The 12,152-nt window shown below is 67.2% G+C and carries 15 protein-coding genes; 10 read left to right on the forward strand and 5 right to left on the reverse strand.

The genetic code is table 11. The features are described 5' to 3' along the window. Nucleotides 1–73 precede the first annotated feature (73 nt). From GcLGCM259_RS00960 to GcLGCM259_RS00975, 4 genes are all read right to left on the reverse strand, one after another. Entirely contained in the window at nucleotides 74–742 is a 669-nt protein-coding gene (locus GcLGCM259_RS00960; protein ID WP_138174571.1) for a response regulator transcription factor, read from the reverse strand. Beyond that, a complete protein-coding gene (locus GcLGCM259_RS00965; RefSeq protein ID WP_246049669.1) occupies nucleotides 739–2,193 on the reverse strand; it encodes a sensor histidine kinase in 1,455 nt (484 codons plus the stop codon). Before GcLGCM259_RS00965 ends, GcLGCM259_RS00960 begins: the two co-directional genes overlap by 4 nt. Then, complete coding sequence (locus GcLGCM259_RS00970) at nucleotides 2,180–2,596, reverse strand: hypothetical protein (RefSeq protein WP_138925475.1); 417 nt, start codon at nucleotides 2,594–2,596, stop codon at nucleotides 2,180–2,182. The genes GcLGCM259_RS00965 and GcLGCM259_RS00970 overlap by 14 nt, the downstream gene beginning before the upstream one ends. A 101-nt stretch (nucleotides 2,597–2,697) precedes the next feature. Further along, entirely contained in the window at nucleotides 2,698–3,183 is a 486-nt protein-coding gene (locus GcLGCM259_RS00975) for an Lrp/AsnC family transcriptional regulator (RefSeq protein ID WP_246049671.1), read from the reverse strand. Between the two features lie 125 nt (nucleotides 3,184–3,308). Between GcLGCM259_RS00975 and kynU the strand changes: the two genes are divergently transcribed. The 3 genes from kynU to GcLGCM259_RS00990 all read left to right on the forward strand — a co-directional run bounded on the left by kynU (nucleotide 3,309) and on the right by GcLGCM259_RS00990 (nucleotide 6,753). Next, nucleotides 3,309–4,589 carry a kynureninase gene (gene kynU, locus GcLGCM259_RS00980; RefSeq protein ID WP_138925476.1) on the forward strand — a complete coding sequence of 427 codons (1,281 nt, stop codon included), beginning with the start codon at nucleotides 3,309–3,311 and terminating at the stop codon, nucleotides 4,587–4,589. Between the two features lie 120 nt (nucleotides 4,590–4,709). Continuing rightward, entirely contained in the window at nucleotides 4,710–6,119 is a 1,410-nt protein-coding gene (locus GcLGCM259_RS00985) for an amino acid permease (protein WP_246049673.1), read from the forward strand. A 10-nt stretch (nucleotides 6,120–6,129) separates the two neighbouring features. Further along, the gene (locus tag GcLGCM259_RS00990) at nucleotides 6,130–6,753 is read left to right on the forward strand and encodes a thymidine kinase (RefSeq protein WP_054820926.1); all 624 of its coding nucleotides are present in this window, start codon (nucleotides 6,130–6,132) and stop codon (nucleotides 6,751–6,753) included. A 37-nt stretch (nucleotides 6,754–6,790) separates the two neighbouring features. Here the strand turns inward: GcLGCM259_RS00990 and GcLGCM259_RS15665 are convergent, their stop codons facing one another. Next, the gene (locus tag GcLGCM259_RS15665; protein WP_138925477.1) at nucleotides 6,791–7,336 is read right to left on the reverse strand and encodes a TetR/AcrR family transcriptional regulator; all 546 of its coding nucleotides are present in this window, start codon (nucleotides 7,334–7,336) and stop codon (nucleotides 6,791–6,793) included. Between the two features lie 128 nt (nucleotides 7,337–7,464). Here GcLGCM259_RS15665 and GcLGCM259_RS01000 point away from each other — a divergent pair, with 128 nt between their 5' ends. From GcLGCM259_RS01000 to GcLGCM259_RS01025, 7 genes are all read left to right on the forward strand, one after another. Beyond that, nucleotides 7,465–8,082: a GyrI-like domain-containing protein gene (locus tag GcLGCM259_RS01000; protein WP_138925478.1), complete on the forward strand. Its 618-nt coding sequence runs from the start codon at nucleotides 7,465–7,467 to the stop codon at nucleotides 8,080–8,082. 104 nt (nucleotides 8,083–8,186) lie between these two features. Continuing rightward, on the forward strand, nucleotides 8,187–8,486 hold the full coding sequence (locus GcLGCM259_RS01005) for a hypothetical protein (RefSeq protein WP_138925479.1): 300 nt from the start codon (nucleotides 8,187–8,189) through the stop codon (nucleotides 8,484–8,486). A 47-nt stretch (nucleotides 8,487–8,533) separates the two neighbouring features. Next, on the forward strand, nucleotides 8,534–9,103 hold the full coding sequence (locus GcLGCM259_RS01010) for a TetR/AcrR family transcriptional regulator (RefSeq protein WP_138174561.1): 570 nt from the start codon (nucleotides 8,534–8,536) through the stop codon (nucleotides 9,101–9,103). Continuing rightward, nucleotides 9,100–10,065 carry a DMT family transporter gene (locus GcLGCM259_RS01015; protein ID WP_138174559.1) on the forward strand — a complete coding sequence of 322 codons (966 nt, stop codon included), beginning with the start codon at nucleotides 9,100–9,102 and terminating at the stop codon, nucleotides 10,063–10,065. The genes GcLGCM259_RS01010 and GcLGCM259_RS01015 overlap by 4 nt, the downstream gene beginning before the upstream one ends. 77 nt (nucleotides 10,066–10,142) lie before the next feature. Next, a complete protein-coding gene (locus GcLGCM259_RS15185) occupies nucleotides 10,143–10,319 on the forward strand; it encodes a hypothetical protein (protein ID WP_175419283.1) in 177 nt (58 codons plus the stop codon). After that, on the forward strand, nucleotides 10,320–10,511 hold the full coding sequence (locus GcLGCM259_RS01020; RefSeq protein WP_138925480.1) for a hypothetical protein: 192 nt from the start codon (nucleotides 10,320–10,322) through the stop codon (nucleotides 10,509–10,511). Between the two features lie 241 nt (nucleotides 10,512–10,752). Beyond that, nucleotides 10,753–12,042, forward strand: coding sequence for an adenylosuccinate synthase (locus GcLGCM259_RS01025; protein ID WP_138174555.1), 1,290 nt, complete (start codon nucleotides 10,753–10,755; stop codon nucleotides 12,040–12,042). The last annotated feature ends 110 nt before the right edge of the window (nucleotides 12,043–12,152 follow it).

Consider the following 12,152-nt stretch of genomic DNA (forward strand, 5'->3'; position numbering starts at 1 on the left):
CAATTCACCTTCGGTGGACATCGAGCAAACACCCAGCCTCACTGTTCGGCCCGCCCCCGCCGGCGGGGAACCGCTAGGCTTCCCGGGCGAGCCGGTAACCCATGCCGCGCACCGTCTCAAAGCGTGCTCCGCCGAGCTTGTTGCGCAGGTAGCGCACGTAGACGTCCACCACGTTGGAGCCCGGGTCGAAGTCATAGCCCCACACCCGGGAGAGCAGCTGTTCCCGGCTGAGCACCTGCCCGGGATTGCGCAGGAACGCCTCGGCCAGCGAGAACTCACGGGCCGAGAGATCCACCTCCGCCCCGTCGACCTCCACCACCCGGCGCAGCAGGTCCATGCGCAGGCTGCCGTGCTCAAGCACCGCGGTGTCCGCGCCGTTGTCCTCGCTGCGCAGCCGCAGCCGCACCCGGGCCAGCAGCTCATCAAAGTGGAAGGGCTTGGCCATGTAGTCATCGGCCCCGTCCCGCAGCCCGGTGACGGTGTCGTCCACCGAGTTGCGGGCGGTGAGAATGATGACCGGCGAATCGATATGCGCCGAGCGCATCCGGCGCAGCAGGCTGAACCCGTCCTCGTCGGGCAGTCCGATGTCCAGGATGATCAGTTCGTAGCAGCCGTTCTGGGCGTGCTCGAACCCGTCCGCGGCGGTGTCGCACACGGCGGGGGCGAAACCGGCGGCCTTCAAGCCCTTGGCGATGAACGAACTGATCCGTGCCTCATCTTCGATGATCAGGATCCGGCTCATGGGGTGGGGGCTCCTTCGGCTAGGGGGATGTCGATGTAGAACGTGGAACCGCTTCCGGGGGTTGAATCCACCCAGACCTTACCACCATGGGATTCGGCGATGGCCGCGACGATGTTCAGCCCCAGGCCCGAGCCCATGGCCCGTTCACTGTTCTTCCCGCGCCCGAAACGCTCGAAGATCCGCTGCAGGTCATCGGGGGCGATGCCCACCCCGCCATCGCGCACCCACAGGCGCAGGCACGGGGCTGATCCGTCATTGTGCACCAGGGCCGAACCCAAATCGATGCGGGAGCCGGGGCTGGAGAACTTCACCGCGTTGGCGCTTAACTGCAGCATCGCCTGGGTGATGCGCGAGGCGTCGAGCCGGACGCTGGCCTCGGCACGGTGCCCGATGCGCCAGTCCCGTTCGCCCAGGCCCCGGGCCTTGTCCAGGATGTCATCCAGCAGCGCCCCCACCTCGCAGGGCCGGCTGACCACGAAGTCGGCCTGGTTCGCCCCGGCCAGGGTCACCAGGTCGTTGATCAGCAGCGACATCCGCTTGAGCTCATCCAGCGAAATTTCCCGGGTCTGGGCCACATCCTCGGCGTCATGCACGTCCATCAGCTCCAGGTGCCCGCGGATGATGGTCACCGGGGTGCGCAGTTCGTGGCCCACATCATCCAGCAGCTGGCGTTGGGACTGCAGGGCCGCCTCCAGGCGGTCGAGCATCTCATTGATGGTCACCGTCAGCTCGGCGAACTCGTCGTGGCCGGTCACCTCGATGCGGGAGGAGACATCGGATTCGGAGATCTGCCGGGCGGTGTCCCGCAGCCGGCGGATGGGTTCGAGCATCCGCCCCACGATCAGCCAGGCCGCGATGGAGGCCAGCACCACGACCATGGCCCCGGCGGCGATGAACACCATGATCTGGGTGTTGATGTGCCGGACCTCGGAAGTGTAGTCATAGGCCAGCACAAAACGGGCCGGCTTGGGATCCGAGGCCAGCTGGATGGGCACCACCATGGCCCGGTAGGTGCTGTGCTGGGTGGAGACATTCTCGATGCGCACCCGGGCGTCGGTGGAACTGTTCTTGGCCCACTCCAGGAATTCCGGGTCATCCTCCAGGCGCAGTGTCACCGAATGCGGCGCGGTCCACTGCAGCTGATCGGCGCTCAGGCCCAGCATCCCCTGGTAGCGGGCCGGCACGGTGCGCTGCATCGCGGTGTACAGCAGGTCCTCGGCGTGTTGGAAGCCCTGTTTGGTTTGCGGATCCACCCCGGTCTCGGCCAGCACCCGATATTCCTCCACGGTGCGGATCAGCGAGTCATCCAGCCGGTCGTTGAGCTCGTGGCGCTCCAACACGTACATGGCCGTGCCGGCGGTGGCCAGGGCAATTGCCACCAGCAGGATCATCCCGGTGATCACCTGGGCCCGGATGGGCATGCGCCGCTGGCGCGGCCTAGTCGTCGTCATAGTCGTCATCATCGTCCCATTGATCATCATCCCAATCATCGTCGTCGTCATCGTCATCGTCATCGTCATCGGTGACGCGCGGCGTCGAGGGGGAGGTGGGCGGCAGGGGCTTGACCGGCCCGTGGGAGCGCGACGGGGTGGGCTTGGGGGTGGGGCTTGGCTTGGGTGTGGCCTTTCCGCTGGCCGGTGGATCACCGACCTTCGGGGTGGGCTCTTCGGACCCGGGAGACGGGTCGCTGCCGGTGCCCGGCGGATCGGTGGGCGGCTGGTCCACGACCACCCCCGGCCCCAGGTCTCGTTGTGTCGGCCCGGAAAGCACGTGGGCGATTCCCACGGCGCCCAGGGTGAGCAGCACGATGACTGTCACCACGACCAGGATGCGAAAGATTGCCTGCCTACCCATGTGATCCATTCTCCCCAAGCCAGATGAGACGAGGATGAGAACCGCCGCGCACGCCAGAACGCTGGCCTGCACCAGCGTTCCCCGGCGTCCGCCGGCGGTTTTCACCGTAGATGTTCGAAGATGATGCTGGTCTGGGTGGAGGAAAAGGCGGGGTTCGCCCCCAGGTGGCGGGCCACAAAGTCCCGCAGCTCGTCGATGGTGCTGGTGGCCACCCGCACCAGCAGGTCCGGCGTCCCGCCCAGCACGAACACGTCACGCACCTGGGGCAGCGCACCCAGTGCCTGGGCCGAGGGCAGCATCCGGTCCCGGGCATGGGCGGCGACCACGATGGAGATCATGGCGTTGACGCTCACCCCCAGCAGCTTCTCGTTGATGCGGGCCTCATAGCCCTGGATGATCCCGCGGGCCTGCAGCGCCCGCACCCGTCCCAGACAGGTGGAGGGCGCCAGGCCCACCCGGGCGGCGAGCACGTTGTTGGCCACACGGGCATCCTGGCCCAGTTCCGCCAGGATCGCCAGGTCCGTCGCATCGACGCGAACCGGATTCGACGCACCATCCTCGGGCACGGGGAATTTCGAATCAGCCACGGAACCTCCGGCCCTTCTTGCGCAGAACTTCGGCCGCGCCACCACAATCTTGATTCCAATTCTATGATGGGGTTTCACCTCCGATCACGCGCAGACACCGGCGCACCGTTTGTTGAAAGGTCACGATGAGCACTCAGACCAGTCGCGAAGCCCTGCAGGCCCTGGACCGCCAGGATCCCCTGGCCCGCTTCCGGGACCGTTTTGTGTTGCCCGAGGCGGTGATTTACCTGGACGGCAACTCGCTGGGGCCGCTGCCGGTCGGGGCGGCCGAACGGGCCGCCGAAGTGGTGAACGAACAGTGGGGCCAGGGGTTGATCCGCTCCTGGAACACCGCGGGCTGGTTTGAGCTTCCCACCCGGCTGGGCGACAAGCTCGGAACACTGCTGGGGGCCAACCCCGGGGAAACGGTGGTCACGGATACCACCAGCCTGAACCTGTTCAAGGCGCTGGCCTCGGCGCTGCGCATCCAGCAGGTCGACGGACCCGGGCGCCGGGTAATCATCACCGAGCGGGACAATTTCCCCACCGACATCTACATCGCCCAGGGCCTGGCGGATTTGCTGAACTCGGTCACCACCGAAACCGGCGTGGACTACGAGGTACGGCTGATCGACACCCAGGACGAACTGCTGGCCGCCCTGGGGCCGGACACCGCGCTGATCTCCCTGTCCCACGTGAACTACCGCACCGGGCGGATGTGGGACATGCCCGCCATCACCGCCGCCGCCCATGAGGCCGGGGCGCTGGCGATCTGGGATTTGGCCCACGCCGCGGGCGCGGTGCCGGTGGACCTGAACGGGGCCGACGCGGACTATGCGGTGGGCTGCACGTACAAGTACCTCAACGGCGGGCCGGGCGCCCCGGCGTTCATCTGGGTCAACGCCCGGCACCAGCGGCGTTTCTGGCAACCGCTCTCCGGCTGGTGGTCGCACGCCCAGCCCTTTGCCATGGATGAGGACTACGCCCCGGCCGATGACGCCCGCCGCTTCATGTGCGGCACCCAGCCGATCACTTCGCTGGCGATGCTCGAGGTGGGCCTGGACGTGTCGCTGGAGGCGGACCAGCACCAGCTGCGGGCCAAGTCCCTGGAGCTGACCGACCTGTTCATCGAGCTGGTGCGCGAACGCTGCCCCGGACTGGGACTGGAACTGGTCACCCCGCAGCAGCACGCCGAGCGCGGCAGCCACGTCAGCTTCCGCCACCCCCACGGCTACGCCGTGATGGCCGCACTGATTGAGCGCGGGGTCATCGGGGACTACCGGGAACCGGAGGTGCTGCGTTTTGGGGTGACCCCGCTGTACCTTTCGCGCACCGATATCTGGGATGCGGTGGAAATTCTGCGTGAGGTTCTGCACACCGGGGCCTGGCAGCGGGAGGAGTTCACGCGTCGAAACGCGGTGACCTAGTCCAGCTTGGCGTCCCGGGACCAAGACCGGGGCAGGCAGCGGCCCCTGGGGTGGGCGCGGTAGCGTTGTTCACGGCGCCCCAGCGTGGGGCGCGGTGAACAGTGAATCCGAGGACGGTACGTGTCAGAAAGTACGGGGCCCGACGCCACCGGCGGCGGGCTGAAGCGCACCCTGGGCTCCGGGCAGATGTCCATGATCGCGCTGGGCGGCGCGATCGGCACCGGGCTGTTCATGGGCAGCAAGCTGGGCATCGAGATGGCCGGCTCCAGCGTGATCCTCAGCTACGTGCTGGGCGGGCTGATCGCGCTGCTGGTGATGGGCGCGCTCGCCGAAATGACGGTGCAGCACCCGGTGTCCGGCTCCTTCGGCCTCTTCGCCCAAAAATACCTGGGCAACTATGCCGGGTTCATGACCCGCTACCTATACTGGTCCGCGCTGGTGCTGGCGGTGGGGACCGAGGTCAGTGTGGTCGGGCAGTACATGCAGCTGTGGTTCCCGCAGGTGCAGCCGCTGTTGTGGGTGGTCCTGTTCTCGGTGGCCCTGCTGGGGGTGAACATGAGCAATGTGCGCGCCTTTGGCAGCACCGAGTACTGGTTCTCCGCCATCAAGGTCTTCGCCGTGCTGGCCTTCATCATCGTGGCCGGGTGGCTGGTGCTGGGCAGCGGCAATCCCGACTACGGGGTGGCGAACTACACCGCGCAGGCCCCGTTCTTCGCTGGCGGCCCGCTGGGGGTATGGGGTGCGGTCATCGTGGCGATCTTCTCCTACATGGGGGTGGAGGTCATTGCGATCGCCGCGGCCGAGGCCCGTCAGCCGCGGGTGGCGGTGCGCCGGGCCTTCAAGGTCACGTTCCTGCGCCTGCTGCTGTTCTACATCGCCACCCTGGGCCTGATCCTGTGCATTGCCCCGCGCGATGAGCTGCTTAACGGCGGATCCCCGTTCGTGACGGTGATGCAGGTGGTGGGGATCCCCTACGCCGATTCGGTGCTAAACTTCGTGCTGATCGTGGCCGCGCTGTCGGCCATGAACGCCCAGCTGTACGCCGCCTCCCGCACCCTGAAGTCGTTGTCCGAGGTCGGCTACGCGCCGGCGCTCAGCGGCAGGGTCGCGGCCAACGGGGCCCCGGTGCATGCGGTGTGGATGTCCGCCGGGGGGATCGCGGTCGCCGCGGTGGTCTACGCCCTGGTGCCCGAGGGCGGGATGGGCATCATGATTTCCCTGGCGACCTTCGGTGCCATGGCGACCTGGCTGATGATCCTGCTCAGCCACGTGGCCTTCCGCCGCCGGCATCGCCAGCAGGGCACCACCCCGGACTTCCGGCTGCCCGGCTTTCCGGCCGGTTCGCTGCTGGGCGCCCTGCTGCTGGCCGGACTGCTGGTGACCTCCCTGTTCACCGAACAGTTCCGCCTCACCCTGGTCTTTGGCGTGCCGTTCGTGGTGGTGATCAGCATCATTTACCGATTCCTGGGGCGCCGGGCGGACAAACTACACTCGGGAACCGTGGCTTCCGGGCCATCCGGTACGAGCTAAGGGAGCGTCAGTGGCCAAACTGTATTTCCGCTACGGGGCAATGAACTCGGGCAAGTCGACCAGCCTGCTGCAGGCCGCGTTCAACTATGAGGAGCGCGGCCAGCGCATCGCGCTGGCCAAGCCGGGGGTCGACACCAAGGGGGACAGCTCGATTGTGTCCCGGTTGGGACTGGAACGGGAAGTTGATTTCGTGGTTGGTCCCGCGGACAACCTGCGCGAGCAGTTCGCGGCCCTCGCCTCCGGGGAGGACCCCGAGGCGCTGCTGACCCACGTGGATGCCCCGCCGGTGGCGTGCCTGCTCGTGGACGAGGCCCAGTTCCTCAGCCGTGACCAGGTTGATGACCTGCTGCGCATCGCGGTGCTCGATGACGTGCCGGTGCTCGCCTACGGCATCCGCACCGATTTCAGGACCCACGCGTTTCCCGGATCGGCCCGGCTGATGGAGCTGGCGCACTCCCTTGAGGAGCTCAAAACCATCTGCCGTTGCGGGCGCAAGGCCATGTTCAACACCCGCCGGGTCGGCGATGAGGTGGTTTTCGACGGGGACCAGGTCGCCATCGACGGCGAGGACGTCTGGTATGAGTCGCTGTGTGCCGGCTGCTATCTGCGGCTATCCGGCGGGGAGCTGAGCTAGTTTCCCTGCCGCCCTGCGGCCGGCGGGACGTTGTGGCTCAGCCCGCGGTTTTCGGCAACAGCCCGGCAACCGCCCGCTGCAGGGCCCAGTCAAACCCGTCCGCCTGCTCGTGGCTGACGTCCAACTGCACCAGGTTCTGCCGGTAGGCCACCGACCCCAGAATGTGGTTCAGAAGCAGCTGGCGGCCGAACGCGGCCTCCTGGGCCGGCAACCCGGCCGACTGCAGCAGCCGATCCAGCTGGGCCAGCGGGGCCAGGCCGGTCACCTGCAGGGCGCTGGCCACCTCAAGCACCTCCGGGCTGTCCTGGATGGGCAGCAGGGTCAGGTACAGCTTGCGGCACAACTGCAGCAGCGCATCGCGGGGGTGCGCAAAATCGGTGGGATCCACCGCGAGCTGCGGAGTGTTCAGCAGGGCAGCGGCGACCTGGCCGAGCAGTTCCTGCTTGTTCTTCACGTGCCAGTACAGCGCCCCCACCTGGACGTCCAGTTCCCGGGCCAGGCGGCGCATTGACAGGTCGGCCAACCCAAACCGCTGCAGGATATCCACTGCGGTGCTCACCACCGCCGACTGAGTTAGGGCCATACCCACCAGTCTAGGGGCAGTTGTCCCGCCCTGCGCATTAGGCCCCCTGCCGCTGGGGTAGGTGACCTGGGTAGTCTGGACACCACGATTCAGGGCCGTGCGCCCATGACGGGGAGGGGTGAGCCGCAGTGGGAGCGAAGGTGGACTTCAAGCGGCAGATCGAGGCATATCGTGCGCCGCGCGGACGCGTCCAGCGGATTGCGGTGCCCGCCCTGCAGTACCTGATGATTGACGGGCACGGTGACCCGAACACCTCCCCGCGCTTTGCGCAGGGCATCGGGGCCCTATTTCCGCTGGCCTACAAACTCAAGTTCCACAGCAAGAACGAACTGCGGCGGGACTATGTTGTCATGCCCCTGGAGGGGCTGTGGTGGGCCGAGGACATGGGGGCCTTTACCGTCCGGCGGGACAAGTCCCAATGGCTGTGGACGATGATGACCATGGTCCCGGACTGGATCGATGCGTCCCTGCTGGACCTGGCCCGCCAGCAAATTGGGGCCAGCGGCGCCAGTCCGCTGCTGGATCAGGTGCGTCTGGAACGCCTGGAGGAGGGAACGTGTCTGCAGACCCTGCATGTGGGTTCGTTCGATGACGAGGGCGGGGTGATGGGGCAGCTGCATGCCCACGCAGCGGATGCCGGCCTGCGGCTGACCGGGCGGCATCACGAAATCTATTTGAGCGATATCCGGCGCAGTGCGCCGGATAAACTGCGCACCATCCTGCGCCAACCGGTGACCGGCACATGAAGGAGCCCCGGGGCCAGCGCCCCAGAGGTGGTCAGGGGCAGGGGCAGGCGTCCGGTGAGCAGGTCGCGGCTCAGCACAGGTTTCTGCGGGAGGTCGTGGCCGCGTTGCCCGCGCTGAGTTCGATCCTGGCCAGTCAGTTTGCCGCCTGCCTTGTCGAAGCCGCCCCGCACGGCGGCCAGTGCCTGGTCCTGACCCGCCGGGGCGCTGCGGCCCCATTGCCGGCGGGAGTGGAAAACCCGTTACCTCTCGATGCGCAGATCGATGAGAACCCCGGCGCGGCGCAGGTGCTGCTGTGGCATGAGGCAGGGTTCGTGGAGCAGGTGGAGATCTGCTGGTTCGGCCAGGACCATCCGCTGCTGGGGGATTTGCGCCTGATCACGGACGCGTCGCCGCGGCCGTCATAGTTCCTGGGCCACCACAGGTTCTAGACTAGTCTGTCTAGTGGAGGTGGATGATGTCCCCACGGATCAGTGCCAGGGAGAGGCTGCTGCAGGAAGCGGCGCAGCGTTTCTACGCGAACGGGATCGCCGCCACCGGCATCGACGGGATCATCCAGGGTGCCGGGGTGGCGAAAATGAGCCTGTACAACAACTTTGGGTCCAAGGCCGAGCTGGTCGCCGCCTACCTTGAGCGGCGCCACCAGCAGTGGCTGGAGCTCTACCATGAACGTTTGGGCCGCCAGCGCGGGGCGCAGGCCGGGGTGCTGGCGGTGGTGGACGCGTACCTGGACCACGCGCACATGGCCTACGCGCACGGTTTTCGCGGGTGCGGCCTGCTCAACGCGGCGGCCGAATTGCCCGCCGGCCACCCTGGTCGTGCCACCGTGGCCCGGCACAAGGCCGAAGTTGAACACCTCCTGCGCGGGCACCTGGACACGCAGGACCCGGGGCGGGCCGCTGCGCTGGCCGAACAGATCTCCTACCTGCTGGAGGGTGCCATGGCCCGGGCCGGCCTGGAAGGCAGCGACCAGCGTCTGGTGGCGGCGCGCCGGATCATCGCCGGGTGGGTGGAGTCCCGGTGAGCCGCGCCGCGGCCCCCGGCGTCCTGGCCCTGGTGGTCACCTCAATCCTGTGGGGAACCACCGGGACCGCGGCGAGCTTCGCCCAGGGCGTCTCCCCACTGGCCATTGGGGCGGCGTCCCTGGGCATTGGCGGACTGCTGCAGGGGATGATTGCCCTGCCCCAGCTGCGCCGGCAACGCTCGGAGCTGCGTCGGCGCGGTGGGCTTCTCGCCGCCGGCGCGCTGGCGGTCTTCGTGTATCCGCTCGCTTTCTATTCCTCCATGCACCTGGGCGGGGTGGCCCTGGGAACGGTGATCTCCCTGGGCTCCGCGCCGGTGCTCTCCGGAGTGCTGGAACGGATTTTTGACGGACACCCCCTGCGGGCACGGTGGTGGCTGGCCGTGGCCGTGGGGGTAGCCGGCAGCGTCCTGCTGTGCCTGGCCCGCAGCGCCGGCGACCAGGCCGGGCAGCAGCAGGTCGTGGCCAGCGTGTTGCTGGGTCTGCTGGCCGGGGCCAGCTACGCGCTGTACTCCTGGGTGGTGGGCCGGCTGATGGGCAGCGGCATCGAGCGCCGCGCGGCGGTGGGGTCGGTGTTCAGTGCCGGCGGGCTGCTGCTGATGCCGGTGCTGCTGCTGACCGGCGCGCCGCTGTTGGCCTCGGCGGTGAACACCTGGGTGGGCCTGTATTTGAGCCTGGTCCCGATGTTCCTGGGGTATGTGCTCTTCGGGGTGGGACTTTCGCGGGTCAACGCCAGTACCGCCACCACCATCACCCTGCTGGAACCGGCGGTGGCCGCCGTGCTGGCCGTGCTGATTGTGGGCGAACACCTGGGCGTCGTTGGATGGCTGGGGGTGGTGCTGATTGGGCTGGCGCTGGGTGTGCTGGTGTACTCCCCGCGGCGGATAACCGCCCAAGGCCGGCCGCGCGGCCCCGCGCGGTCCAGCGGGGGGCAGCAATGCCCAACCTCCAGGACGATGCAGTAACATCGCCTTCTTATGCACCACGCTGGCCGATGAACCGGGCGCCGCGGGAGCGCGAGGTGTCGATTTTTGGAGGAAGAATGCGCAGCAGTACCGTGGGTGGAGCCCTGGAGGTGCTGCTGTTCGCCGGCGCGGGCCTGGTGGTCCTGCTGAGCCATTCGGTGCTGTTCCAACTGCCCGGGCTGCTGCTGCTTGGCGGAATCGTTCTGGCGTACCGGATGACGGTGCGGGGGCATATTCTGGGCTGCGTCCCGTAGGTGGCCCGGGTCTACCGCAGGAACACGCTCATCCTTGGAAGCGTGGGGTTCCTGGGCCTCTTTGATCCGCTGGGCTGGCCAGCCGCGCTGCTGCTGTTTGTCCTGGCCGTGGTGATCGGCAAACGTGCCCGTGCCTACGGGCACCCGGTCACGGAGCGAGGGGATGTCCCGCGTTTGATGCAGCTTTTCTAGTTCCGGGTCCGGGTCCGCGCCTGCTGGCGGAGCCGGCGCAGGCAGAACACATGACGGCACACGGCAACGAGCTCGAGAATAACCTACCGGTTCGCTAAACTTTGGTTGTAAGAGCCCCCTGAACTCTTATGGTGGACCCATGGTCCTGTAAGTGCGTCAAGGGGTATATTTTTGCCCGGCACCGTGCCGGGGCGGCGCGAAGCACGCCGGTACCACTGCTTTACGCAAGGGGGAGGATCCCATGCCAGCAATCGTGATCGTCGGCGCCCAGTGGGGCGACGAAGGCAAGGGGAAGGCCACCGATCTGCTCGGTGGCAAGGTCGACTACGTGGTCAAGCCCAACGGCGGCAACAACGCCGGGCATACCGTGGTTGTTGGCGGTGAGAAGTATGAGCTCAAGCTCCTTCCCGCCGGCATCCTGTCCCCGAACGCCACCCCGATCATCGGCAACGGCTGCGTGGTGAACCTCGAGGCCCTGTTCGAGGAAATTGACGGGCTGGAAGCCCGCGGGGCGGACACCTCACGCCTGCGGGTCTCGGCCAACGCCCACCTGGTGGCCCCCTATCACCAGACCATGGACAAGGTCACCGAGCGTTTCCTGGGCAAGCGGGCCATCGGCACCACCGGCCGCGGCATCGGGCCCACCTACATGGACAAGATCGGCCGCCTGGGCATCCGCGTGCAGGACGTGTTCGATGAATCAATCCTGCGCCAGAAGGTTGAAGGCGCGCTGCGTCAGAAGAACGAACTGCTGGTCAAGGTCTACAACCGCCGTGCGGTGACCGTCGAGGAAATCGTCGAGTACTTCCTGTCCTTCGCCGAGCGCCTGCGTCCACTGGTCATCGATTCCACCTATGAACTGAACAAGGCCCTGGATGAGGACAAGGTGGTGCTCATGGAAGGCGGCCAGGCCACGTTCCTGGATGTTGACCACGGCACCTACCCGTTCGTGACCTCCTCCAACCCGACCGCCGGCGGCGCGTCCGTGGGCTCGGGCATTGGCCCCACCCGGATCAACCGCTCCATTGGCATCATCAAGGCCTACACGACCCGTGTGGGTGCCGGGCCGTTCCCCACCGAACTGTTTGACGAGATGGGCGAATACCTGCAGAAGACCGGCGGCGAGTTCGGCGTGAATACCGGTCGTCCGCGCCGCTGCGGCTGGTACGACGCGGTCATGGCCCGCCACGCCTCGCGCGTGAACGGCTTCACCGACTACTTCGTGACCAAGCTGGATGTGCTGACCAGCATCGAGAAGATTCCGGTTTGCGTGGCCTATGACGTGGATGGGGTGCGCCACGACGAAATGCCGATGACGCAGACCGAATTCCACCACGCCAAGCCGATTTTCGAGTACTTCGACGGCTGGACCGAGGACATCAGCGGGGCCCGCAGCCTGGAAGACCTGCCGGAAAACGCGCGCAACTACGTGTTGGCGCTCGAGGCCATGAGCGGCACCCGGATCTCGGCCATCGGCGTTGGCCCGGACCGCGACCAGACGATCGTGCGCTACGACCTGCTCAACGACTAGTCTCCGTCGGCTGCAGGACACACCCGGTTGCCGCGCAGGATGGCCGGCACCCCAGGGGTGTCGGCCATTGCCTTGCCCGGGGCGGCCGCCGCCAACGCGGCGCCTGCGAC

This window comes from Glutamicibacter creatinolyticus (assembly GCF_006094275.1).
Taxonomy (GTDB): Bacteria; Actinomycetota; Actinomycetes; order Actinomycetales; family Micrococcaceae; genus Glutamicibacter; species Glutamicibacter creatinolyticus.

Bases quoted from the DNA above. Each gene is read 5' to 3' on its own strand.
- GcLGCM259_RS00960 (WP_138174571.1), bottom strand. From the start codon at position 742: ATGAGCCGGATCCTGATCATCGAAGATGAGGCACGGATCAGTTCGTTC.
- GcLGCM259_RS00965 (WP_246049669.1), bottom strand. From the start codon at position 2,193: ATGACGACGACTAGGCCGCGCCAGCGGCGCATGCCCATCCGGGCCCAG.
- GcLGCM259_RS00970 (WP_138925475.1), bottom strand. From the start codon at position 2,596: ATGGGTAGGCAGGCAATCTTTCGCATCCTGGTCGTGGTGACAGTCATC.
- kynU (WP_138925476.1), top strand. From the start codon at position 3,309: ATGAGCACTCAGACCAGTCGCGAAGCCCTGCAGGCCCTGGACCGCCAG.
- GcLGCM259_RS15665 (WP_138925477.1), bottom strand. From the start codon at position 7,336: ATGGCCCTAACTCAGTCGGCGGTGGTGAGCACCGCAGTGGATATCCTG.
- GcLGCM259_RS01010 (WP_138174561.1), top strand. From the start codon at position 8,534: ATGATGTCCCCACGGATCAGTGCCAGGGAGAGGCTGCTGCAGGAAGCG.
- GcLGCM259_RS15185 (WP_175419283.1), top strand. From the start codon at position 10,143: ATGCGCAGCAGTACCGTGGGTGGAGCCCTGGAGGTGCTGCTGTTCGCC.
- GcLGCM259_RS01025 (WP_138174555.1), top strand. From the start codon at position 10,753: ATGCCAGCAATCGTGATCGTCGGCGCCCAGTGGGGCGACGAAGGCAAG.